Consider the following 22,729-nt stretch of genomic DNA (forward strand, 5'->3'; position numbering starts at 1 on the left):
AGCCTATCCTTAAACCCTGACGGGAATTCCCCGTCAGGAGGATGCCCCGTCACTATCAAGGAGCATCTTATGACGCACCCTTATTTTCATGCTGAATCGTCAGCTCGTAAGTTTGGCGGTATCCCTGATGACTACCTGGCCATTCATCGATGGTTTGATGAAACCAAGGAATCATTTTGTGATTATCGGCACCGCGCACTTCGGCATCACGCCGAGGGGATTTTTGAAGCGGAGCGGTTGTTCGGTACCACTATCATCAATTCGGAAGGCAACCCCGTTCCTGTTCGCTATATTGGCGAACAGCACGTAATGGAGGACTGCGGTGGCCGGGTTCCCAATCTGGCAGATTGGCTGTCTAAAATCGTTCCGGAGGTGTGGATGTCTCGCGGCACCTTTTTGGGCAGCCTCTCTAAAACGGAGGTGCAATCATGAGCGCTGCCACTGTGGATCCAATCGTAGAACGTTTATCCGAGTTACCCGCAAAAGTAGGGAAAAAACTCCTGGGGCAATTCTCCCTGGGGCATGTTGATGCTCCTACTTTGCATACGGTACTTGATGCAGCTCAGCTCGCCGGTGATATCAGCAAAAGCTTATGGTTTACCGGCAGCTATTTGTTCTTGCGCAGTAAAGGCGTACCGGTCGGAGATGTTGTGGCCATGGCCAAACAACACCAACGTAAAATTCGCCTTGAGTGGTCGGAGCAACGTTGGCGCAATGAGCACAACAAGCTCTCACGTTTGGCAACGCTGAAAATGTTGGCAGCAAAAAATGTAACTTATGATGTAACATTTTTTGAAAAACACATTGCATCAAGCTATCCCGGATATCTGATCAAATCATCACGTCGCTTGGGAATGGAAGGCTTACGCCAGCAACATTGTGTAGCCAGTTATCACGAGCGGTTAGCGTCACAGCAAACTGCAATTCTCTGTCTATTTCTGGATCACAACCGATGGACTGTCGAATTAATCCGAACAAACCATAGCGAAACTCCGGTTCGCATTGGCCAAATAAAAACACGGTTAAACGCTGTTGCATCGAATGACGTTCGCAGACAGGTGTATAACTACCTGGGTTTGGATTTCCCTCGACTTGAAACCAGCTCACCTGATGGAAGCCGGGCGTTGCACCAGATTAATCTCACGGCGCTTTTGCCAGTGCTGATAAAACTGGACATTCAAGAAATCTATGTGGGCTTTTCCGGATCCGGTGATGATGGCCATATTGATTACGTCGAGATGCAGCCGCCTGCGACAATGCCTGTGGTTCACATTCTAGATCAAACCCGGGACTATCAGGACGGGCAATGGATTCATCGTGAATGCGGTCGCGACTTGCCACTAGATAAAGCCATTGAAGATATCGTATATGGCTATCTCGAAATGACAGGTGTTGACTGGTATAACAATGACGGTGGACAAGGACATTTTTCAATTAATTTCCAAACTGGTAACATCGAGTTTGAAGTTAATCAAAACTATGTTGAATCAGTAACGGAATATGCTAACGAATGGAACGTTGAAGAATTTATGGAGCAACTTGTTGCACCTGCATTAACTGAATCGACATAACTCACGTTACACTCCCAGCCGGTTTTCCGGTTGGGTTTTATTCGTGAATATTTTTAATCGCGTTACTGAAAATATTCACGAATAAAATTTAAGCCAGCAAAATGCTGTCCTTAAAAAGCTATCCATGGGTTCTGCAAGATAGCGCGGTTTTTATACCTGAACCTACCCCCATCGGGATTACCTACCCGATGGGAAAGGTATTTCTGTTGGGGTTTTATCATCTAACTCCAAGAGGAAAATATCATGCAACTTTCATCTCGATTCAAATCAGGCGCACCCGCTTTACGATCTGATTATCCACTGTCAGATGATCAAATTCGTAGGGTAGCACCATCAATCTTTGCAGAAATGCCACATACAAGTCGCTCGGAACGATACAGTTACATTCCAACCTGTGCTGTGTTGAATGAGTTACGAACTGAAGGATTTCAACCCTTTATGGTGTGTCAGACAAGAGTCAGAAATGATGATCGTCGCGAATTCACCAAGCATATGATTCGTTTGCGCCACGCCAGTCAAATTAACGGGGCAGAGGCAAACGAAATAATATTGCTAAATTCTCATGACGGTACCAGCAGCTATCAAATGTTAGCGGGTATGTTTCGCTTTGTATGTCAGAATGGTTTGGTCTATGGCGATACTCTGATGGACGTTCGCATACCACACAAAGGTGACGTCACTGGGCATGTAATTGAAGGTGCCTATGAAGTCCTGGGTGGTTTTGAACGCGTCGCAGAATCACAGGAAGCCATGCAAGCAATTAGCCTGGATTCAGGTGAAGCCGAAGTGTTTGCCTCTGCTGCACTCACATTAAAATACGATGATCCGGAAAGGCCTGCGCCGATTACAGAAAGTCAAATTTTAATGCCGCGTCGCAGAGACGATCGGAATTCAGATTTATGGAGCGTGTTTAATCGCACACAAGAAAATCTTATCAAAGGAGGCCTGCCTGGACGAACCGCTACTGGCAACCGCCAACGAACTCGAGCAGTAGCAGGTATCGATCAAAATATTAAATTAAATCGAGCATTGTGGTTATTGGCCGATGGTCTACGCAAACTCAAATCGTAATTATTATTTTTATTAAACGCCCTCAATCATGAGGGCTTTTTTTCAGGCACAAAAATAAAACCCCGGAGCAATAGCTCAGGGGTTTTAAGGGTCTAACAGGTACTTAGGCTGCAGCGCTATTATCGGTCTGGGGTAATTCGGTTTGAGCAAAATACGCATCGACTTTAGCAGCCACAGCGCTCATCAACTCAACATGAAACTCCAATTCAATTTTAGCGCGACGTGCTGCAAGCGTTTCCTTATCGGTAATGCCTGCGGCCTGTAGCTTTTCTTTGTCGGCATCAATCCTGGGAGCAAGATGCTCTTTAGGACTAACAGACTTGATCTCACTACCACCTTGACGCAAGCTGGCACCATGGTCGGCGTAAGCGCGATTAGCACCTTCGCGTTGGCCATAGGTAGCAAACATACGCAGGTCGGTGTGAACACCAAACTCAGCGTTGATCAGTTTACGCACCAACATTTGAGCAGCTTCTTGTGCGAGATTGACGGACACGTAATAGCGCTCATCTCCCTCTCTCAAGCCGATATGAAGGTATGGCGTTGGTCTACCTTCCACATCACGCTCAATAATACGAGCACTGTTGAGGATGCCTGACACACTGACCGGTGTAACGCCTTTCTGACGCAGGAAGTCCAGGGCCTTTGCAGACGCTGAATCACCTTTGCTACCTTTAAAACCTTTCTTTGCCTCTTCCACACCAACGAGCGATTTAGCCTCACTAATTAAGGCCTCAGACTCATCATTGGAAAGATACATCATGCCCAAAAAGGCACTGTAGCGCAGGTTAAAAACAGATTGATTGGATTGGTTAGATTGAATAGCCATGATGTTTTCTCCGGATTTAGAAAATAAAAAAGCCCGGAGGAAAACACACCCCGATGGGAGTAGTTTTCCCACCGGGCGGTCATGAAGCTTAACGCTTCGGATAGAGGTTAAAACGCAGCTGTATAACTTGATCCCGTTGCAGCGTTCGTGGGGATCTCTTTAAGAGTCAACGTATGGACGTTGATGCCTTAACGGGTTACATATTAGCCACTATTTCAGAGCGCTTCAAGCCTAGTTACTATAAAAGGCAATTGCTGCTTTCTTAAAGAGCACAATGTTAATCGCCCATAGTTTCTGTAAATATCCTAAACCTTTGAATATCAGATAGCGTTAGTTTATAGCTGTCAGCAAAGCTCACGCGTTTACTTAATGCCAAAAACTCCAAATGAGCATCCTTATCGGGATTGTCCTCCCGATCCAATAAAGATTTAAAAATAAAAGAATTCATAAAACCTGAACTCAAAGGCACATTACAAATACACAGGGATACATTTACTCCGGCACTATGAGTTGCAATTTTATAGCTTTGACCTATTGCAATTCTCTTATTACTGGCTAAAAGTAAGTAATTACACGCAGAATCACATTTTGTGTTGATTAGCTGCCGAGGCTTATCATTTTTGTCTTTAATAAAATATGTTTCTGCCATGCAAGTAGAAAGTCCATTTTTCAAAATCCACTGTCCGAGTGAGCTTGCATCATGAATATTTCCTCCCTGAGTATCAAAACAGACAGTAGTTATTCCTTTGTCGCGCCATGTTTCCAGCAATTTATTTACATCTGATACTGTGCTATCTGAAATTTCCCCCACTACAAGCACGACGTTATCCAGACAATATGTCTCATCACGATTACAGGCTTTCGCAATGGCTGCTTTTGGTAAGTGAATATCTTCATGCAATGTTTTTACAATAAGCTTTTCTTTTTTGTACTCTTGATAACCAGTGCAAATCAGCACCGCCACTAGTCCTGTAATTCCGCAAAATAAGATTACTTTTTTTAAATATGCTTTCACAAATCAACCCTTTTATTCGATACCAGACTATTGATAGAAGCCCTAAGCTAGGCTCAATGTTTTTGACGCCATAAACCGCATGAGTCATTGACCATGCAGATAGGCATTGTGGGTATATTTTGGCAATAATTGCCATTTAAAATAGCCAAAAAAGCCACTTTTCCTTGTGGCTGCAGGCGTAAGACGCCTATATATGACGTAGAAATGAGCAGTGATTGCACCTGGGCACAACAGAGGCTATAGTAAAGATGCTAATGCCCAGCGACATTCTTCGCTGACCCTTAATTTGCTGCACACAGGGCCTCATGCAGCTAAGCGAAAGCTTGCCCTCTACCTGCATCACCGCCACCCACCCGGGGAGTTCAATCCTCCCCTCTAGGGTCGGCCTGACTCCTACTGTTTTTTTACCTTAGGAGTCCATCATGGAACACACGTTCAACGTAAGTAAATTCCGCACTATCAAAGCAACGTTTGGCGAAACCATCAAAATGCATGTTACGGACTCTCGAGTTCCTGATAATGATTTTGAGGGTGAATTTCCTTTGCTGACTTACAATGAGATTGTGGAGTTTTTTAAGGAGCATGAGCACATCTATGCCATGAATATGGCAAAAGAGCGCTTCAAGCGATAAGTACGATCCCTAATTGGCTTTAGCCGGTTAGGGGTTCTCCCCAAGATGCCTGGCAACAGGATGCTTCGGGAGAACCCCTAACTACCCCTGGAGACAATTATGGCCAATCAAATGTGCTTCTCAGCTAATGCTCGTCATGAAGTAAATCTTACCTTGAACAGTGACACTGGATTATGTGATGTGAAGGTGAGCGATAAGCTCTCAGACAAAACATTTTCAAAATCCATGATGCTTGCGCAATACAACAAACTGGTTGATTGGCTGAAAGATAACGATCACGGATTTGCAATGAATTCAATTCATTCACTTTTTTGATTGCCGAGGCTACGATGTCAGTAAAAAGAAAAGCCCCCTCATTCTGTGTAGGGGGCTTTTTCATATTTCATCATAAAAATTTACAAAGGAATAACCATGAGTGACGGATTTAAAGGTTTAACCCTCTTATTAAGTAGCTTATTGTTAGCTTGGACACTAACCGGACCTGCAATGAATTATGGTGGCATTTGGGAGTTGCGCGTTCATCCTCATAGAAATGTTGAGGTACATCTTAGTAACACAACTATATTAATCGGCACACTTTCCAGAAGCTGGGATGGTGATTTCACTCTTCATACAACAGATGGAATCCGTCAGTTTTCCAGAGAGAAAATTAGGTTTATGAGCATTCCATTTAATGAGGAGCTGGCAAAGAAACGTAATGAATCATTTTTCTACAGCTGGCGAAGCTTTTTCCCGGCCGCAGTCGTTCTTTCTATATACACCAGCTTTCTTTTGTATTCGTTTAAGTTTTTGAGAAGATGGGATTCAAAAGTCGATTAAAAACACAATACCAAGAATTGCCAAAACGACAATAAGACCTTCTAATAACCAGGCACCGTATCGACTCCATAGCTGTTGCATCACCCATTTTACAGGTGAAGACTCTGCATCATTTATAGATTGGCGCAACGATTTAATAACATTGTCTTTGCGTATCAGCTCCCAACCATCAGAATTTTCTTTATCTAGGAGTTGACCAATATAATTAGAGATAGAAATCTCTCTAATATTTTCTTTCCATGTATCCACTGGGGTTAGTTCGCGGACCAACATTTTTTTGGACTTTCCTGAAAGGTTTTCAGGAGTGTGAAAGTCAAATTTGATATTGTAATTATCATAAAACCTGTTTCGTCTATCCTTGTTGAACTCATCAGCTTGAAGACTAGACAGGGTAAACCGTGCAAGCTCAGCACTTGGCCACCGCATTGCCCATTCCACCAATGCGCTCATCAGGTATGTTCCAATTCTCTGCCCCTCTAAACCTGGCAAATCCAAGAACACCGCTCCCTCACTAATTGATTTAGACGTTAGTGAAACATATTCCCTTTCAAAGCCTTTACTGTACCCTGCACAAAAGTTACCTGTATCAGGGCTGGAGCCATTGAAGTTATCTGAATTTTTTCTTATCCGCTGATATTTAATTTCAATATGAGCACCTGTAATACGTCCTTCATCATATCGGTACTGTTCATATCGATCCAATAACAAGCAAGCCAAGGGGTTACTATCCATTCCTGCTTTCTTGTCACGAATTTCAAGTATATAAATAGAATTTTTTTTGCTCACCAATTCTGGCGATGTGTGCAACATTATCAATTCATCCAATACTAATAAAATTTACTTGTAAATATTAATATCGATTATGCGACCGCTGGTGAAAAGGAACAACACCAACGTAAGCTCTGCTTTGCGTGGTGTTATGTTGAGAAGTGCTCTCATGCACAAGTTTTACATTTTTGGCAATCAAGCCTTTCTCATTAAAATAGCATTCAAACTCCACAATACGCCCAGGCTTTAGATACTCGCAATTCCGTAACTCGGTAGAGTGAACCATAATATCCGGGGCATTTGGGCTGCCATTGTTCAAAAAAACCATAACCTTTTTCTGAAAACCAGCTTTTAACTGTAGTTCGCATTTACGTTAGTTTACTCCAAGATTTTTTTGATTTTTACCCGATAGCCCGATACATCTAATACCCAACATTTCCCTCTTCCAATCAGCTATCAGAATTACTTCAATTCAACCTTTGTGAGACACCATACTCCTTTGCCATCTTTTGAATTTCATCAAGTGTGATTTCTGATACCCGTCCTTTTTTTGAGGCCAAATCAAATATAGCATGTATCACCGCCTCATCATCGGGCACATCAATTGCAGAATACAGCCATATAGGGAGCCGCGCTCTTTGCCCAGGGCTAATCTGTCTTACGAGAATATCTAATCGATATTCATTCGACATTTCTCTTTGAGTAATATCTTTCGGAAGTGCGCTCAATTCATCAACAAATACTCTTCGCAATCTATGAGACCTTGATGGATTATTCTTGAACCATTCAGCGTCATCAGATTTCCAAGCGTTATCCGATACGCAAACTTCATGTCTGGACGAGGTTACTCCTGCCCTAGCCATTAGGTTTTCAGCAACACCTTCCAGCTTATCGAAATATGCTTGTATGGAATTTACTATTTCTGAGGGATTTTCCACATCTAAAACTTTGTGAGATTGCGGGGGGAAATTTGGAATGCTATCGAAATTTTTTGTCAGGTAAACGCCTTCTCGCAGAATACTGACAAGCTTTTCCTTGCAACAGTCTGCCGTCAGTGCAGTTTTATTTTCTATCGTCACACCACCGAAAGTTTTAACATTGTGCTGCAAGGGCATTTTGCAAATAGAACAATTGTCGCCGAATTTCTTCAGTATAGTTTTGAATTCACTTTCAAATCGTCTTCTGTCGGATCGTTTCATCACATCACCACACTCGAATCCTTTTTCTGATTCACATTAAAATCGTGCTACTTGAACCCTTATTCTATCGAGTGTCTGTCCGATTTCATCTATCGTAGGAAGTTGCCCATAGACTAACTCAGAAAAGGCACCATTATATGTACCCTCTAATGAACCCTTCCATTCGGGAAAGCCCATAAAAATCGGGGCTTTTATCAACGGTTCACGTAAATATACAGCATTCTCATATTGACCTGTCATCTCATCCTCAATGCACTTTGTACAAGTCTCCTGAAACGCCACTGATTGAAGGAACTGATCATGATCACCAACCCTCAGTATCAAACAAATATCATAAAGGTGACGAATTCGAATTGTTAATCGGCTTACCGGATCTTCATGGTAACTATCTTTTACAACACCCAATAATTTTTCCACAAGTGTTCTCTCAACCGAAAGAACATTGATGTCAAACGGTTCCAAGCCGAATTCATCTATAAGGTCTTGACGATCAGCCTTATCTAAGGCAATTCCAATAAATGACTGAATAGTTTTCTTTGCGTAAGGCTCGGGCTTCGTAAAGGAATTTACTTCGACAATCAACTCAGGCGAAGCCTGCCCAAAATTATCTCCATCGATACACCTAGGGTATTGATGTACGGTCTTCCTAAACGATGAATTTTTTGACGCTCGAGGGTCACACTCTATTTCCGGTAAATCTTTTGTTACAGTTCTTTGTACTTTTTCTATCAAACGACGACACTGATTATTCGAAAGCCCTTCTCTCAACACAGCCAAATCAACATCTTCAGAAAAACGGTGAATTAATCCATAAGCTTTTGACAGGGATGTTCCCCCTTTAAATACTACGGACTCCACATAGTTCGAATAGGCTAGATTTTTGAGAACTTGTGTCACCCAATAATCTTTTTCTACGTACACCTCTGGTAGTTTCACTTCCTGTGCAGCTCCTGCTATCAAATCAGAAAAGAGCGCTTGATTATTATGCAAATTCATTTAATTAATATTCCAATCCCTTGCTGAGGGCCACAATTTTGAATTTAGGTCTAATTTATATTTTGTTGTTGGATTTAGAGTGTTCTTTAACTCTGAATTGTTGCTTCCTTTAATCGCCGTATACAGCAATCCGAGAAGCGCCCGCACTTGCGGACTATAAAATTCTACCGCCAATTTTACTAATCTCTGAACCTCTTCCGCATGCAATGCTTCTAATTTATTTTTTATAATTTTAAGTGCATCATTTACATCTGCATCTGGAATTTTCTTAACATCTTTAAGCACATCCAGATATTGAATGAACTCTATGTTTTCCTCGTTGATTGGTATACGAGTAATAACTGTTTTTATGCGGATAGAACCAAAGTCCTTCAATTGCCGACCACCATTTATTGCGATCGTGATGGTTCTAGGCACTTGTGTTGTTAAGCCTAATCTATTGAATAACGCTAGACCCGTAATGTATCCACGAACATGGCCATCCTTATAAATCACGGAGCGGATTAATTCACTATCAGAAGGTTTTCTCAAACCTAAAACTCCAACTTTAGGGATGTAAAACTTCCCCTTAGATAATCGCTGAATTTTTTTATCAGCAACTAAACGGTTGACCGCCTTAACGACGGCATCCGGGGATTGCCCATATTCCGGAAGCTCTTGATACCCGAACACCTGTCCTGCAGGAATGTCTTTAATGCGTTCTTGAATAGCCTGGTTAATGCTCATAGCTCTACCCTCATTTGGATATACAGTAAGACAATCAGCCCCAACTGACAAGTTTTTATCGCTAAAAACATGACAAGCGTTCATTTTGTTAAGTACCATAATGTGCACCTTTTGGGACACCCTCTATTGACCGTCCCAAAAGTAGTGCCATAATATGATTTCCATAACCTATTAGCGACTTCTGGAACCTATGGCAAGAATCGGATATGCGCGTGTGAGCTCTATTGGCCAGAGTCTGGAGATCCAACTGGACAAATTGACCGCCGCCGGTTGTGAGCGCGTTTATCGGGAAAAGCTCAGTGGCACCAAAAAAGCACGGCCGGAATATAAGGCTTGCATGAGCTTTCTCCGGGAGGGAGATACATTGGTCATTACCCGTTTGGATCGTCTGGCCAGGTCAGTACATGAACTGGTCAACATTTCCCAACGATTTGAGGATGAAGGTATTCACTTACACGTCCTGGATCAGCATATTGATACCTCAACACCCACGGGAAAACTGACCTTTACGCTATTGGCCGCCATCGCGGAATTTGAAACACAACTTCGTGCAGAGCGGCAAAGGGAGGGTATCGAGAAGGCCAAATGTAATAAGGTGAAATTTGGAAGGCCTAAACTGTCTGACTATGCTAAAGAGGAACTTATTCGACAAGAGCGAGCCCAGGGCAAACCAATAAGCGAATTGATGAAAACGCATAAATTAGGGCGTACCACCATCTATCGCATACTGAACGCTTCCCAGGGTGCAGCAACTCCCGAATAAAGCCAATGGATCCGAAGGAGCAAACAGTGCCGGTATTAAATGTATTTACCGATCAGGAAATAACGCTTTTGTTTTTTCTGGCAATGATCATCGTTATCTGGGTTGTTATGGTGTGGGCCTACATCAAGTTAATTAGGCAGGACAATAGCGACCAATGCAAACGACTGCAGAGTGAGGACACCAAATATGCCGTACAGACCTTTGAACCACAATGAGTACGCTATTGTTCAACGCACCCTTTATGACGTTCGCGGCCTGAATGAAGGCTTTGCTGAAAGCTTGTTTATGGCCTACAAAGCCAAAGCCTTGCATGATGATGTACCCGAGTTTGATATCTTCACCAGCAGCGAGCATGAACGACTTTCCTCAAAAGGTATTGATACCGAAAAGTTCAAAGGACTCGTTGGCACTGACTTTTTTATTGCATTGGATAATGCAATAGCCGACAGCGATGGAAAATCAGAAAAAATTCCAAAAAACACTTTCACTTGGTTATTTGGTGATGAATCACTCCTGGATGTGAAACATAAGCGGCTACGTGTTTTATTTTTCAATAGTGCCCGATATAGAAAACAAGCTCTTAGATATTACATTGAAGAAAATATCATTCAAGACACCGATGATATAAGCCATATCCGCAATCAATTAGAATGTTTTGCCAAAAAATACCCCGGCCTACGGCAAGGGGTTATCAGCAACTATGAGCTTTATTTTGGCGATCCGTCACAGTTTTCTTATGAGCAGGTCAAACGTCGAAAAACATTTTTAACCAATCAAGAAGCGCGAAATTTATTTTTGACCTTTTACAATCTTCCAATTAATTGGGGCATTACAGATATCAAGGATTATTTGCGCAAAGTAGGCCTTGAATCAGGCTCATTGAGCCCGGATCAGGTTGAGCAATGGAACAATAAAGAATTCGCACTTGAGCTCTAGGCATGACCTCGAAGAAAAAACAACAAAGCCATCATTTTTACCAGCGTCAGAAGCAGCGTTTGCCTACCGATACAACTATTGATGAAGTCGTCAAACTGATAAATAACCAACTAGGTGTTGTAGTACGCAAACAGTCTCATCGAGTGACGTTATGGGCAGTGTACTTGCATGATGATTTCTATATTTTTCCATTTGACAAAAACACCAAGCAAGTCATGACGGTTTTACCGCAATCATCCGAATATTTAGCATCACAACGAGACAGATCAGAATCACGAGCGTATTTCTGAACTCTCAGCAACCTGATCGTCAATTTCCTCTCGAACAATATCGACACTGTCTGGTGCGACAAAGCCAATTTTGGCGTGATGATGATTACAATCGTTAAGATAAATCTCAATGACATCATCACTGGTGTATAGCCTTACCATTTCCCCTGGGCGGCGCGTCAGCACAAGCATAACAAACTCCTTTTACCGCTATTGTTTTAAAAATTGATGTGTGTTGCGAATCATAATCTACCAAAAAGAGCCAGGTCTGCAGCCAGGTATTGCCTTCGATTTTTCCTTGGTCGCTTCATTCAGCGCCTTACGCTTTTCATTCCTTTCTTTATAGCCCATATCAGTTTGGGAAAGCATGGCAGTGGCTTCTTTGTACTCGCTAGACAATGCATCACATAGGGTTTTGTTTTTTTCTTTGTCTTTTTTCTCTCGAGCAATTTTTTCAAGAATAGACGATATCTCGCCTTCAGATATTTTTACAAAAGTATGGCTTGCAGCATGAAGTGTATTTCCGTCTTCAGAAAGCCCTAATACAATTGATCCAAATCCATTTTCTACTGAAAACTGACCTTCCGATTTTTTTAACACCGTTGCATTTTTCTTACGTCCAAATGCATCAGTTTCACGAAAGATATTGTCATTCATTAAGTAGGTTTCGCCATCCTTGTTAATCTGTAGAACTTCATAATGTTTAACATCCTTTTTTTGCCAATAACCGACATATTTATCGTAAGGATCACCTGAGCATCCAAGTAAAACAATTGAAATTAATATAATAAAGAAAGCGTTTGATTTCATGATGATTCCAACAGTCAATGTAATTGTAGAAATATATTGTTGACCGGCTAAAAATTAGCGCTGTGGTCTCTATTTTTGGGCTCGTAAGGCTTTTTACTTGAATCTTTTTTTATTTTTTCACATTGCGAAATCGCAGCTTTGACTTTTCCTTTTAAGCGTAAAGCATCAATAGAACGACTTACGGTGTGATCTGGATAGGCGTTGAATAACTCGTTGAGCTTTTGTTGCGCTTCATTGCCTTTTTCAAGGCACTTAGCGAGATTGGGTTCAGTCACTTCGCCGTAAGGGAGTTTTGCCACCATGTACAGGTCGCTTGCTTCCCGGAGCAATGATTCCGGGGCGGGGGTTGCAAATGCGTGCAGGGGGAATAAAAAGGCAATCAACAGGTATCGCATAACGCTTCCTTGGGTTGGGGTGTCATTCGTGAATGGGGCATTTTCCTATTTCCGGTCAGGCAAATACAAGCGTCCCCTATCAAAATGCTCGCAAGGTCACATTTTCAATCCTATGGAACACTGTCAACCTCCCATTAGGGAATGCCTTACCCCTTAAAGGATAACCACACCCTGAATGCGACCATGTATGAAATTAATGAATATGGGAAAAGCAGTTACCGACTTTTCAATACCCTGCATCATAATGTGAAAAACCCATTTTTACTAAATCTGCTACTGAGCAACTCCAGTCTTTCGACCAACCATCGTCCTCATCAAATAATTTTTGCTGAGGATGATTTATAAAATTGTATTTCTTAACAAATTGCTTCATTGGCTCAGTGCATACACTGATGAACTCGATTCTCTCATACCCATATTTTTTACTAAGCGAAACTAACAAAGTGAGAAACGCTGTTCCATGGCCAGCATGAGTCTGTGTAAATGAGATAGAAGTAATTGCAATTTTATTATCATAGTCCTGCCAAGAAAGACACAGCCTATATTTAGGAGTTTTCACATCTATTTTATTGGCCCAGACATGGCAACGATACCTTCTATAGTTGGGGTTATATTTAAAGCGCTCACGATAGAACTCATTTAATTCTTTACAAAACTCATGAATATCCGCCGCGTTCATATTTGCGATCCAGTTTGCACAATGTTAATAAACCTTAACTGTTAAGTTCCCATTCAGTCCGAACTGCTTACGTTCTCATTTTAATCATCTCAAAAGGAGCAATTCGAAATGCATAACAAATTATGGCTAGCTTTAATTTCACTTACCATCCTTTCCATCTTGGGATGCTCAGGATTGCCAAACCTGGCATCAAACACTCCACCCAAACAAAAGCCACCCGCAAAGACAGACCTTATTAAAGAGACGTTCACTGTTCCTTATCCAATTTCGACGGTATACAAAAAATGGGCAGCAATAAAAGATCCGAATACTAGTAAAGTTGTGCGCCCTACCGGCAATTGGGTGCCTGATAGTTATGGCCCTTTTGGTCAAGAGTCTGTTAATTTCGGCAATTCGATTTATCGAGCGTATTACCCTGACAAGGAGCATTTCACTTATTGCCCTAGTTCATGCAGCGTTTCGATTGGACTTGTTGAACTTGAAGAAAATGTCACCCAAGTCACTATAAAGTATTTTAACTATCGAGCTGATGTGAATCCTTTTGTTGAGGAAATGCGTCCAACACTTCAATATCTGCTTGAAAAGAAATAACAGCGATGTCACTGAAAAAAAACGCTTCATGCGGATTTTTCTTCGTCATAAAAAATAACCGCGAACAATGTCGCGGTTATTTTGATTTGCGCTTACATTTTATTGGGCAGTATCACACTACCCAACTAACGAAGTACTGCCATCTTTCACTGCTCTTACTCTAAATGAATGAATTCCAAGAGCCAATAAAGTAATTAGTAATAATGACCAAGTTGATGGTTCCGGTACTGGAGCAGCAGCCTCTTGAGCTATAGCGGAGTACGCAGCAACAACCTCTTCGGCTGAAGAAATAAATACACCACCCAGTAACGGATCATTTGTGTAAAAGTCAGAGCTTAAGAAAAATAGACCTGAGTTTACAAACCCTAAAGGAGCATCTATATCCCACAATAATTGGAACAAACCAGATGTATCAACAGCAAATGCTTCCAGAATGGTATCTCCAGGAGCGATTACAGGAAAGTCGAAAATCGCCAATGGCATGCCGTGTTGGAATAAATCAGCATTGATTGCTGTTGTTACAAGATAGTTCGACGAATTATTAGTAATTGAGTATCCCCACCCAACAGTAGTTCCAGGAGCACCTGCTACATCACCACTATTTGGAAAAACGCTAAACTCTATTAGAGCCGCATGCGAAGCACTAGCAATCACAGACATGCAAACGACAAAAATTCCAAATGTTCTTTTTAAAGCCCTTTTCATACGCTAATTTCCTATTGTTTTGTATATGCCACTTGAGAGCCAGAGAATGCGAGTTTAACTCCATTTGCGTTGACGCTACCTTGCTCTGCAATTGAAAATTTAGAAATACCTTGAGGGGCGTTTACTAAAAGCGAAATTGTTGTTTTACCGCCAGCAGGAACATTTCCTACCGTCAACGGGAGCGAAGGCGATACCAAAGTAACATCCCCACTTCCAGCCAGAGTTTTCAAGATAATATTGGATACTGTTACATTTCCAACGGCAGAGCCATTATTTGCCACTGTAATCTTAACGTTAAACATGTTCGAACCTTGCGGCAATATCGACTCTAGAGATAATGCAATACGCGGCAAACCTATCTGAGTTAATAATCCAGATGCAGCAGTAGCATTACCAAAAACCACAGTCCAATGTGAATTTAAATATTGGTTGCTTTGTCCTTGGAGAGTGACTGCAAAACCTGTGGCAGTCTGACCCGGCAATATATCTCCCGAAGGATCATTGTTGCTCCATTGAATCTCTACTGCTGCACTTCCTTCCGTTGTTAAAACTAATGCATCCCATTTGGTTGGAGATAATATAGAGCCAGGCTTAATACCATTATCAACAGACCAGCTATCAGGATAAGAAGTTAATTCAGATACTCCGTGAGCATAATCGCTCCCAAGAGAAAAACTAACTATGCGCTGAGAGCTATTGTTAACAACTGTATATTGATAAATGGTCTTGCCGCCAGATAAGGAAGTTTTTGAAACATTCACAGATACATTATTCGCTGGCAATTGAGCAAAGCTTTTTGTAGTGATAAACGTCACAAAGAAAATTACTGTCGTAATGCTGTAAAAAAATATTTTCAGTTTTCTGTTCATAAATTAATTCCGTTTACTGGTGTTCGAAGTGGACAGGATCGGTAACAGGCAGCCTTCTGTAAAGACTACATTGACCAGTTATTTCTAAGAATCGAGCAGTCGTTAAACTGGATCTCATATCAATTGCTCGCCCTTCAGTATGAGGCCCTGTACCAGTAGCTGGCCTTTGAGTTAATAACAAGCCGTGCCGTTGAAACTCAGCTTGAATTTCATCTCTTAAATCAGAGCATTCTGGCTCACGCATATTTCGCAATAGATTCCACTTATCCCATACTGCGCGCAAATGATTTTGGTATTCCGGAGGACGGTAAGCCGAGTTAACCCTTACTGTCCCACCTTCCTCTGCCACCGCTGTTTGAACACAGCTCAAAGCTGTCTGCATTTCCGCTGTTAAGTTGGCGGTATCAACTGTTTGGCCACCTTCAAAGGCAAGCGCGGCAGCATCTGTTAGGGGTGTTAATGGCGCAACGGTACATGAGCGCAATCCAAAGCCAATTACTGCACCTTGACTTTGGTCTCCCCAACCATCTTGCTGAACTAAAAAGACAAATCTTACTTGCTGATCTCTCCACTCATCTAAACTTACAGACAGTGCGACTTCCGAGCTAGAAAAAAACGTTCCGTAATTGCTTCCAGGTTGACCTAACTTATTTACCAAGTTAACAACCCCAGTGGGCGTTTCGACATAGACATCATACCAATTATAAACGCCACTATCCCACGTTTTATAGGAATAGCTAAAGGATGCTCTGCCACCATCATTTACATCTACGTCGATATAAAAAATACTAGGGCCATTTGGCTCAAGGCCAGGAACTCTCGGGCCATTTAATCCGTAGGGGTAGGGAGTGTCCCACCTACCGATTGTAGCGTTAATGCCGGTTGCATCTGACGACACATCAACATACCCGACACCACTTACTGAGGTTCCTGTAACCGCCGCTGGGGTAGCCTCTTCTTGTGAAGAAGCTAAGTGAGGGAAAAAAATAAATATCAAACAGGCAAAGAACTTAATTTGTTTTCGCATCTATGAACTTCCATATTAAATATTACTATTAAGGCTTAAACATGAAGTAAACCCAGATAACAGTGATCATTAGAAAAACATCTTTTAAAAGCATGAGCATTCTGGTGAGCAGCTACGCTCCGGTCAAGCTCCTGCAAGCGATTATTGACGTGTTCTGCGCCAAAAATATGCGAGGTACACCTATGAAAAATTACCTGTTGATCTCTATTGTTTTAAATAAATCAATTACACGATATTACATGGCATCACACTCAACGCTTTTAATCCTCCGTTTAAGGTTTATTGATACCACACTCAAATGCGGCAATAATAAGCGACAAAACCAATAGAATTGCTGGCGATGGCAGTTACAGAAAATAGCGCTTAGAGCAGGATGTCATTATGGAACTTGGGGTTGTTATCGGTATTCTCGTTATTCTATTAGTAGCTCTTTTCTTTAAATTGTTACCCGCCAAACGTAACAAAGAACCCACCCTCTTCAACTGCGCCCGATGTGGTGGCCAATCAGTCCATACCGAGCGCACGTTGACGGCTTGGCGCAATAATAAAAAGCCCTACTGCAATGACTGCCACAAAAGATGGTTAGAATCCAACGCAGGCAAGCCTGTATTTAGACATAAAAATAATGCAGGATGCTTGGGGTTCGTATTGGTATTGATCTTGATCCCAAGCAGTTATTTTATTGTTCAAGTTATTTATCCTGGATAACACGCATGAGAAAGAGGCTTTCCTGGAATTGGTTTATTTTCAAGTTATGGATATTCGGTTCAAAATATCGAGAAATTAAAATTCAACCTGTATCGATTAAAAAAAATTTGGTTTTCAAAACCCCATCAAAAAATGACATCGATAGCTTTATAAAATTAGCATCCCTACATGCCGACAAGGGACACTACCACCTGCCCAATATTGAAATAGATGTACGCATATCAGACAGCCTCAAGGAACAATTCGCCCACTCCATTTATCTGCAGCTAATGAGATTTCCTAGCGGTGTATCCAGGGCGTATGTGATTGCAGCTTACGCTGGCAGCGAACCAGTCGCATACTGCTGGATGAGAAGTATCACGGAATCAGACCATGATGCTTGGGAGATTTTTATGCTGTCAGTTCAGCCCGGCTACCAACGAGAAGGCATCGCAGAACAACTTAGCCAGTTTTGCTTAAGTCACCTACCTGACAAAACGGCGATTTATGCAAGAGTATTTAAAAGCCCTCATAGCGTGGGAATTAGAAAACTACTGAAAAAACTTGGCTTTAGTATGATGCGCGAAATAAAAGCTGCAAAAACGGATACATTTATCAAAGCGGGCTAATTACACGGGGACTCACCAGAATGAATCTACTAACCAAACTATTAAGAATCAGAACAAAAAAAGAAGAACTTCTCAATATTGAACCTCAGGGTGTTTATGCTAACAACTTTTTGCAAGCATTAAATACCACGCGTGAATTGAAATTAGATACCCCTGTTGTGCAATTTCAGTCAAAAAAAATAATTACAGACGACCTTTGCAAAAAAATTCCATCATGGATAGAAAAACAGGTTGGTCGATTAGCAATAGAAGAAGTAGCCGGACAATGCATCGCCATTCATTACAGAATCAAAAAACCGCTCGAAGATCTATTCAAAACTGAATTGTATTACACAGTAGGATATGTGGAGAACCAATTCGATAAGCGTTTTTACCATGACAAAAACGATCTTATTAAATTACTGGAATCCAGCAAGACAAAGCCAAAATTACATGTTCATACATGGCTCACACTTCCCTCTATGGAGATCATCGATTACTCCCTGCCTTCCACATATGCAGTGGCGCACAATAGGCCAGACCACTATTTCGATGTACTTGCGGATCATGCTGATGAGTTGAGAAATAGTATAACTTATCATCCAACCATTATTGGAGAAGATTTTTTATGCAGAATTGGAGCAATTCAGGTTAATAATTTTTGAATATTAACGTTGCTGCTCTGGAATATCAGAAAGCCATTCCTGAGTGGAAACCTCAACACAATCGGCACCCTCGAAAATTGAGTCACTTCTCGCCAGGTCAATTCGCTTGCACCGTTTTATGACGTGCATGTTGTTTGTTCCATCCAACATCACGTCATAGTGAACGATCCAATATTTCTTTGTAGGCGTATAGACCAACGTTTCAAATAAATATGAATCCAGTGGGATCCGCACTGTACCGTATTTGAAGGGCCTCCCACTTACGACACTTTTGTCAACGCATGCGCGAGCCTTCTTAATGGAATTACCTTTGTTTACCGGATCGGCTTTATTGACTTGGTTGATAACCCCACAATCGATTGCATCGACTCCCGCAAGCCGCTCCACTTTTGCACCAAATCCTTCATAAGCAAAAGAGGCCCACGCGTTCCCGTCTGGCGTAGTTCGTTGAGTAGTAGCGCACGACAATAAAAGCAGCGCAAATGGAGTTAAAAAAAATACTTTCATTTGAAAGCCTATTTGTAGAGGTCAATAATTCGCTGACGTTCACTAGGTAAGAATTTGCGCCGATCCGGCTTATTGGGATCAATATAATCCATTATCCCTCCTAGCCTGCGATGCTTCAAACCAAGCTTATGAAAAAACTCATGAACGGTTTCAATCTTCCAGGATGACCGTGGCGAGGTTGAGCTTAATAACAATGCATTCCCCCAGGTCGGATGGTCTGGATTAGGAGCCCAACCTCCGATATACAAACCCTCTTCACATGTACAAATCTTGAGCCCAATAACAATATCAGTCAGGGATGCTCCATGAATACGCAAATCAGGTTTTATTGGATTGGCAGTAAAATTGGCAACTATCCCATGGTCTCTAAAAAAGGATCGAAGATCTTTTAATCCAATATCAGCTCGATTGATGTTGCCGGTAAGAACGTAGGTAAGATTGATGTGAATGACACCAGCCCGGATCGCAACTTTGCCACGGTAATATGGATTAACCACATCTGGTTTTTCTGTTCCGGCCGGGTTATTGACTAATTTTTGTAGATCCTTGAGCTGGCAGGCCGACATAGGTTGTCGTTTACATTCACGCACTTCTGCTCGCTGAGTCCTGGACAAATTCATTTGTAATCCCTCGATTTATAATCCGAGGGTACTATAGGGTAAACAACAGCCTATTCATAATTGGTCATCCCCAATTTATAACCAGTCCACAATTTACCATTGATGTATTGATAAATGTGTCATTGGATATCTTTCTGATGATCTTTATAATTACATCAAATCACGATACTCAATATGTGGTTAAAATCATGACCTCATATATATTTATTAGCAATTTAACGCATGAAAATTAGGAGTTCCGATGACAAAAAAAGGGGCTGTGAAGTGGTTTTCTTATGAAAAAGGCTATGGCTTTATTGCGAGTGAAGGGGTTGATTATTATTTTAATGTAAAAGGAATTTCAGGAGTTGAATTACCAGGATCAGGTGATCAAGTTGTTTTTGATGTCACAACCGGCTCAAAAGGACTTGCGGCAACAAGAGTTATCATTTTGTCAAAACAAGCTGCTGCCCCTAAAGCTGGCCAAGTTCCATGCCCGCATTGCAAGAATAACGTCTATCCGCGCTTGGTAACTGATCACGGTTCTGCTGCACACAGTTTATGTCCAATATGCGGCAAAATCATCAAAGATTTCGGTAGTGTTAAAAGGGGCGTTATTGGAACATTATTGATTACGCTGCTCGGCCTTGGATAAGTTGTCTCAAAGAGTTATACCCTATAAAGCCGCTAAATTTTCTTCGAGGTGCCGTTTCACCTGCTCATTAAGTTCCAGGCACACATTGGTCAGTTTGTCTAATGACTCCTGATTACCCGTTTTAGCCAACTTATAAGTATCACGTATTTTCTGATCGAGAGATTCATGCTCTCGCATTAACTTGAGCAACGTTTCGGCCTTTTCAGCGATATCTCGTTTCATCACCGTTAATTCCTGCAGTATTGATCCATAGACGCAACATCATGTGCCAAAAGAACATCAGTTGTGAGCTGTTCACTTTCCATTCACCCCGAACCTGCTATATATTGCTTAAGCACCCATGCCTTGAGGATTAAGCCATGATCACCAAAGACACCCGCAGCATCGATTGGAACAAAACTGCCCAGATTACTGGTGTGGTGCTGTTGGCTTTGGCCAAAGGCACCTGGTGGTTAACCAAACATGCTGGCTTGCTCCTGCTTACGGTATTGACCGTTTTAGCAAAAGTGTTTGTGGCTCTCGTTTCAGTGTGGGCTTCTTTGCCTGACGACAAAGCAGCCACCAACACTGAATACGCAAAAGATGGCGAAGCTGGTTATGACTCTCATGGTCGTTTGGGTTATGGCCCAGATAATATCTACCGATAAAAATCGGTAGATATTATTTTCATCCTTTAGCCTTTGTAATAACTTTCTTAGCAAGATCAACTCCCCCACCTGAAGCATTTCCCACGTTCCCTGACTCTCTATTTACTATTGCTGCCACTTGATCACCAGCCCTCACTCCTACAATCCCCAAACAATATGTGAATGCTAACGGAGCCAATGTGTAGAGCATCCAGGTCACCCAACTAATTGCCAGAATTTGGGTACCAACACCGCTGGTATTTGGCATTAATGTATCCATGAGCATGTTTGCATTTTTATCAGCACCCGACCAAAGCCCTGACAATAAGAAGTTGTCCAGCCACGCCGCCAATGCAAATAAGAATGCCCAAAAAATGATGCTGAACTGGAGAAGCGTCAGCGCCATCATGGTTTTGAGGGAAAATGATCCCATGGCCAAAAACAGCGGCAATCCAACGGTAAAGATGAGCAGAACCATCGACTGCACCATCGGTGCAACCTGGCGAACCATTTCAACCTCTACAGCTTTCTTGACTCCCCCGATCAATAAGCCTGCACCGCCAATCAAGGATCGCATTCCTCGTTGAAATTGATCCACTGTTGACCCTGTCATACCGCCATAGTCAGTCGCTCCATTGGTAAGCTCTAACTGGATATCTTCGCTTTCCGCATTAAGCGTTGTTTTGATGAGGGCATCGTCAGCATCTGCCGTCGTTGCAAACTTATCCTCGGCCCAGAACTTCCACCAGGCGCCGGTACTGTCTTCGGAATCATCTGGTAAGGCGTCATTCTTGATGTAGGTCAGTAAGCGTTCCCGCAGACCTTTATCGCTGTCAAAACTAACCCCATCGGAGGCATACCCTAGCCACCACTCATGACAGGTCGGAAAGCCGCCCATTTCAACGCCTAAAGGTGGCTCAGGGAATTTCACACTGTCTCGTGACGGGCTGTAAGGAAATGCCGGTACCGCCTTTGTTGCTCGCAAGGTGTCGTAGTAGCCAGCACGGTTTATAAAGAACTCGCTGCCAGGCCAAGTGATGTCGTCATAGATTGCGCCATCCTTAAATTTCGCGGGTAATTCAGTCTCCGGAAGACGCTCCCGGGCAAACTGGTTAGCTGCCGGTTGCCAGCAATCCTTATAAAAATCCTTCAACTCATCCTTGAGTGCTTTATCGGCAATGTTCAATTTGGACAAACCAGCACCCATCGTCCGCAGATCCGCCTGGCATGGAAGCTCCTGCCGTGCGGTTTGAGCGATAGCATGGTTTAACTTGGTAGTCAGGTACCACCAAATCGGTGCACGCGGTGTACGCCCATCCAACATGACCCCAAAGGTGCCCGTAGATTTGTCCAAAGTACTCTTACTATCCCCATACGCTAATTCCGTCATGGTTTTCGTAAGGCTTTTGGATGCCGTAACACCACAACGATATTGCGTGTAGGTAGTCTTTGATGGATTCACATTGATAAGGGGCTGTGCTGCAAACATCACCACCCCAATCATAATGTAAATCCGTGTCTCCAGGATGCGAATTAAACCTTTTGCCGATATCTCCTGGGCAGAGTCCCGGGTATCGATCACGACATTCACAATAGTGATGATGAACGGCACCAGGACTAACCCGGTGTAGGCCAATATTCCCCAGATTGCATCGTAAAGAATCCACCCCAAGATGGTGGTATAGAGCTCAATCGTACTGCCAACAGGCATA

At 42.3% G+C, this 22,729-nt stretch carries 33 protein-coding genes; 16 read left to right on the forward strand and 17 right to left on the reverse strand.

Annotation, left to right across the window (positions count from 1 at the left end):
• Positions 1 to 69 precede the first annotated feature (69 nt).
• The 3 genes from NNX04_RS07360 to NNX04_RS07370 all read left to right on the forward strand — a co-directional run bounded on the left by NNX04_RS07360 (position 70) and on the right by NNX04_RS07370 (position 2,642).
• A complete protein-coding gene (locus tag NNX04_RS07360) occupies positions 70 to 432 on the forward strand; it encodes a DUF6915 family protein (RefSeq protein ID WP_261947988.1) in 363 nt (120 codons plus the stop codon).
• Complete coding sequence (locus NNX04_RS07365; protein WP_261947989.1) at positions 429 to 1,571, forward strand: PcfJ domain-containing protein; 1,143 nt, start codon at positions 429 to 431, stop codon at positions 1,569 to 1,571. The genes NNX04_RS07360 and NNX04_RS07365 overlap by 4 nt, the downstream gene beginning before the upstream one ends.
• Before the next feature lie 243 nt (positions 1,572 to 1,814).
• Positions 1,815 to 2,642 carry a DUF932 domain-containing protein gene (locus NNX04_RS07370; protein WP_261947990.1) on the forward strand — a complete coding sequence of 276 codons (828 nt, stop codon included), beginning with the start codon at positions 1,815 to 1,817 and terminating at the stop codon, positions 2,640 to 2,642.
• 103 nt (positions 2,643 to 2,745) lie between these two features.
• On the opposite strand, the gene NNX04_RS07375 is transcribed toward NNX04_RS07370, so the two are convergent.
• Together NNX04_RS07375 and NNX04_RS07380 are read right to left on the reverse strand one after the other, a co-directional pair.
• Positions 2,746 to 3,471 (reverse strand): hypothetical protein, encoded by a 726-nt coding sequence (locus tag NNX04_RS07375; RefSeq protein WP_261947991.1) that lies wholly within the window; start codon positions 3,469 to 3,471, stop codon positions 2,746 to 2,748.
• Between the two features lie 277 nt (positions 3,472 to 3,748).
• A complete protein-coding gene (locus NNX04_RS07380) occupies positions 3,749 to 4,486 on the reverse strand; it encodes a hypothetical protein (RefSeq protein WP_261947992.1) in 738 nt (245 codons plus the stop codon).
• 422 nt (positions 4,487 to 4,908) lie between these two features.
• On the opposite strand from NNX04_RS07380, the gene NNX04_RS07385 reads away from it, so the two are divergent.
• From NNX04_RS07385 to NNX04_RS07395, 3 genes are all read left to right on the forward strand, one after another.
• A complete protein-coding gene (locus NNX04_RS07385; protein ID WP_261947993.1) occupies positions 4,909 to 5,118 on the forward strand; it encodes a hypothetical protein in 210 nt (69 codons plus the stop codon).
• Positions 5,119 to 5,217: 99 nt separating this feature from the next.
• A complete protein-coding gene (locus tag NNX04_RS07390) occupies positions 5,218 to 5,433 on the forward strand; it encodes a hypothetical protein (protein ID WP_151031911.1) in 216 nt (71 codons plus the stop codon).
• Between the two features lie 96 nt (positions 5,434 to 5,529).
• A complete protein-coding gene (locus tag NNX04_RS07395) occupies positions 5,530 to 5,937 on the forward strand; it encodes a hypothetical protein (RefSeq protein WP_261947994.1) in 408 nt (135 codons plus the stop codon).
• On the opposite strand, the gene NNX04_RS07400 is transcribed toward NNX04_RS07395, so the two are convergent.
• The 4 genes from NNX04_RS07400 to NNX04_RS07415 all read right to left on the reverse strand — a co-directional run bounded on the left by NNX04_RS07400 (position 5,923) and on the right by NNX04_RS07415 (position 9,725).
• A complete protein-coding gene (locus tag NNX04_RS07400) occupies positions 5,923 to 6,747 on the reverse strand; it encodes a hypothetical protein (RefSeq protein ID WP_261947995.1) in 825 nt (274 codons plus the stop codon). The genes NNX04_RS07395 and NNX04_RS07400 overlap by 15 nt on opposite strands.
• 425 nt (positions 6,748 to 7,172) lie before the next feature.
• The gene (locus NNX04_RS07405; RefSeq protein ID WP_261947996.1) at positions 7,173 to 7,904 is read right to left on the reverse strand and encodes a hypothetical protein; all 732 of its coding nucleotides are present in this window, start codon (positions 7,902 to 7,904) and stop codon (positions 7,173 to 7,175) included.
• 36 nt (positions 7,905 to 7,940) lie between these two features.
• Positions 7,941 to 8,900 (reverse strand): nucleotidyl transferase AbiEii/AbiGii toxin family protein, encoded by a 960-nt coding sequence (locus tag NNX04_RS07410; protein WP_261947997.1) that lies wholly within the window; start codon positions 8,898 to 8,900, stop codon positions 7,941 to 7,943.
• Positions 8,901 to 9,725, reverse strand: a complete 825-nt coding sequence (locus NNX04_RS07415; protein ID WP_261947998.1) for a type IV toxin-antitoxin system AbiEi family antitoxin domain-containing protein — start codon at positions 9,723 to 9,725, stop codon at positions 8,901 to 8,903.
• 91 nt (positions 9,726 to 9,816) lie between these two features.
• Between NNX04_RS07415 and NNX04_RS07420 the strand changes: the two genes are divergently transcribed.
• Genes NNX04_RS07420 through NNX04_RS07435 form a run of 4 tightly spaced genes read left to right on the forward strand, consistent with a single transcriptional unit; the run spans position 9,817 to position 11,615 of the window.
• Complete coding sequence (locus NNX04_RS07420) at positions 9,817 to 10,389, forward strand: recombinase family protein (protein WP_261947999.1); 573 nt, start codon at positions 9,817 to 9,819, stop codon at positions 10,387 to 10,389.
• A gap of 26 nt (positions 10,390 to 10,415) precedes the next feature.
• Positions 10,416 to 10,604 (forward strand): hypothetical protein, encoded by a 189-nt coding sequence (locus tag NNX04_RS07425; RefSeq protein WP_261948000.1) that lies wholly within the window; start codon positions 10,416 to 10,418, stop codon positions 10,602 to 10,604.
• The gene (locus NNX04_RS07430) at positions 10,576 to 11,325 is read left to right on the forward strand and encodes a hypothetical protein (protein ID WP_261948001.1); all 750 of its coding nucleotides are present in this window, start codon (positions 10,576 to 10,578) and stop codon (positions 11,323 to 11,325) included. The genes NNX04_RS07425 and NNX04_RS07430 overlap by 29 nt, the downstream gene beginning before the upstream one ends.
• A 2-nt stretch (positions 11,326 to 11,327) precedes the next feature.
• Positions 11,328 to 11,615: a hypothetical protein gene (locus tag NNX04_RS07435; RefSeq protein WP_261948002.1), complete on the forward strand. Its 288-nt coding sequence runs from the start codon at positions 11,328 to 11,330 to the stop codon at positions 11,613 to 11,615.
• On the opposite strand, the gene NNX04_RS07440 is transcribed toward NNX04_RS07435, so the two are convergent.
• The 4 genes from NNX04_RS07440 to NNX04_RS07455 all read right to left on the reverse strand — a co-directional run bounded on the left by NNX04_RS07440 (position 11,598) and on the right by NNX04_RS07455 (position 13,478).
• Positions 11,598 to 11,786 (reverse strand): carbon storage regulator, encoded by a 189-nt coding sequence (locus NNX04_RS07440; RefSeq protein WP_261948003.1) that lies wholly within the window; start codon positions 11,784 to 11,786, stop codon positions 11,598 to 11,600. The genes NNX04_RS07435 and NNX04_RS07440 overlap by 18 nt on opposite strands.
• A gap of 57 nt (positions 11,787 to 11,843) precedes the next feature.
• Positions 11,844 to 12,404, reverse strand: a complete 561-nt coding sequence (locus NNX04_RS07445) for a hypothetical protein (RefSeq protein WP_261948004.1) — start codon at positions 12,402 to 12,404, stop codon at positions 11,844 to 11,846.
• A 47-nt stretch (positions 12,405 to 12,451) separates the two neighbouring features.
• Entirely contained in the window at positions 12,452 to 12,799 is a 348-nt protein-coding gene (locus NNX04_RS07450) for a hypothetical protein (protein WP_261948005.1), read from the reverse strand.
• 226 nt (positions 12,800 to 13,025) lie between these two features.
• Positions 13,026 to 13,478: a hypothetical protein gene (locus NNX04_RS07455; RefSeq protein WP_261948006.1), complete on the reverse strand. Its 453-nt coding sequence runs from the start codon at positions 13,476 to 13,478 to the stop codon at positions 13,026 to 13,028.
• A 108-nt stretch (positions 13,479 to 13,586) separates the two neighbouring features.
• Here NNX04_RS07455 and NNX04_RS07460 point away from each other — a divergent pair, with 108 nt between their 5' ends.
• Positions 13,587 to 14,069, forward strand: coding sequence for a hypothetical protein (locus NNX04_RS07460; RefSeq protein ID WP_151031923.1), 483 nt, complete (start codon positions 13,587 to 13,589; stop codon positions 14,067 to 14,069).
• A gap of 117 nt (positions 14,070 to 14,186) precedes the next feature.
• Here the strand turns inward: NNX04_RS07460 and NNX04_RS07465 are convergent, their stop codons facing one another.
• Genes NNX04_RS07465 through NNX04_RS07475 form a run of 3 tightly spaced genes read right to left on the reverse strand, consistent with a single transcriptional unit; the run spans position 14,187 to position 16,670 of the window.
• Positions 14,187 to 14,774: a PEP-CTERM sorting domain-containing protein gene (locus tag NNX04_RS07465; RefSeq protein WP_261948007.1), complete on the reverse strand. Its 588-nt coding sequence runs from the start codon at positions 14,772 to 14,774 to the stop codon at positions 14,187 to 14,189.
• 11 nt (positions 14,775 to 14,785) lie between these two features.
• Complete coding sequence (locus tag NNX04_RS07470) at positions 14,786 to 15,643, reverse strand: hypothetical protein (protein WP_261948008.1); 858 nt, start codon at positions 15,641 to 15,643, stop codon at positions 14,786 to 14,788.
• Positions 15,644 to 15,656: 13 nt separating this feature from the next.
• Positions 15,657 to 16,670, reverse strand: a complete 1,014-nt coding sequence (locus NNX04_RS07475; protein ID WP_151031926.1) for a M15 family metallopeptidase — start codon at positions 16,668 to 16,670, stop codon at positions 15,657 to 15,659.
• A 381-nt stretch (positions 16,671 to 17,051) separates the two neighbouring features.
• Here NNX04_RS07475 and NNX04_RS07480 point away from each other — a divergent pair, with 381 nt between their 5' ends.
• The 3 genes from NNX04_RS07480 to NNX04_RS07490 are packed head-to-tail and all read left to right on the forward strand — an operon-like array spanning position 17,052 to position 18,630.
• Positions 17,052 to 17,378, forward strand: a complete 327-nt coding sequence (locus NNX04_RS07480; RefSeq protein WP_191968672.1) for a hypothetical protein — start codon at positions 17,052 to 17,054, stop codon at positions 17,376 to 17,378.
• Between the two features lie 5 nt (positions 17,379 to 17,383).
• Positions 17,384 to 17,986, forward strand: a complete 603-nt coding sequence (locus NNX04_RS07485; RefSeq protein ID WP_261948009.1) for a GNAT family N-acetyltransferase — start codon at positions 17,384 to 17,386, stop codon at positions 17,984 to 17,986.
• A gap of 20 nt (positions 17,987 to 18,006) precedes the next feature.
• Positions 18,007 to 18,630, forward strand: coding sequence for a hypothetical protein (locus NNX04_RS07490; RefSeq protein ID WP_261948010.1), 624 nt, complete (start codon positions 18,007 to 18,009; stop codon positions 18,628 to 18,630).
• 3 nt (positions 18,631 to 18,633) lie between these two features.
• Here the strand turns inward: NNX04_RS07490 and NNX04_RS07495 are convergent, their stop codons facing one another.
• Positions 18,634 to 19,137, reverse strand: a complete 504-nt coding sequence (locus NNX04_RS07495; RefSeq protein ID WP_261948011.1) for a hypothetical protein — start codon at positions 19,135 to 19,137, stop codon at positions 18,634 to 18,636.
• Positions 19,138 to 19,145: 8 nt separating this feature from the next.
• Complete coding sequence (locus tag NNX04_RS07500) at positions 19,146 to 19,757, reverse strand: hypothetical protein (RefSeq protein ID WP_261948012.1); 612 nt, start codon at positions 19,755 to 19,757, stop codon at positions 19,146 to 19,148.
• Between the two features lie 241 nt (positions 19,758 to 19,998).
• Between NNX04_RS07500 and NNX04_RS07505 the strand changes: the two genes are divergently transcribed.
• Positions 19,999 to 20,391 carry a cold-shock protein gene (locus NNX04_RS07505; RefSeq protein WP_261948013.1) on the forward strand — a complete coding sequence of 131 codons (393 nt, stop codon included), beginning with the start codon at positions 19,999 to 20,001 and terminating at the stop codon, positions 20,389 to 20,391.
• A gap of 21 nt (positions 20,392 to 20,412) precedes the next feature.
• Here NNX04_RS07505 and NNX04_RS07510 read toward each other — a convergent pair whose 3' ends face one another.
• Entirely contained in the window at positions 20,413 to 20,613 is a 201-nt protein-coding gene (locus tag NNX04_RS07510; RefSeq protein ID WP_261948014.1) for a hypothetical protein, read from the reverse strand.
• Positions 20,614 to 20,750: 137 nt separating this feature from the next.
• Here NNX04_RS07510 and NNX04_RS07515 point away from each other — a divergent pair, with 137 nt between their 5' ends.
• Positions 20,751 to 21,038 (forward strand): hypothetical protein, encoded by a 288-nt coding sequence (locus NNX04_RS07515; protein WP_261948015.1) that lies wholly within the window; start codon positions 20,751 to 20,753, stop codon positions 21,036 to 21,038.
• 19 nt (positions 21,039 to 21,057) lie between these two features.
• Here the strand turns inward: NNX04_RS07515 and NNX04_RS07520 are convergent, their stop codons facing one another.
• Positions 21,058 to 22,728 (reverse strand): conjugal transfer protein TraG N-terminal domain-containing protein, encoded by a 1,671-nt coding sequence (locus tag NNX04_RS07520; protein ID WP_261948016.1) that lies wholly within the window; start codon positions 22,726 to 22,728, stop codon positions 21,058 to 21,060.
• Position 22,729 lies beyond the last annotated feature (1 nt).

Origin of the sequence: Cellvibrio sp. QJXJ (genome assembly GCF_024452345.1) — a bacterium.
Lineage (GTDB): Bacteria > Pseudomonadota > Gammaproteobacteria > Pseudomonadales > Cellvibrionaceae > Cellvibrio.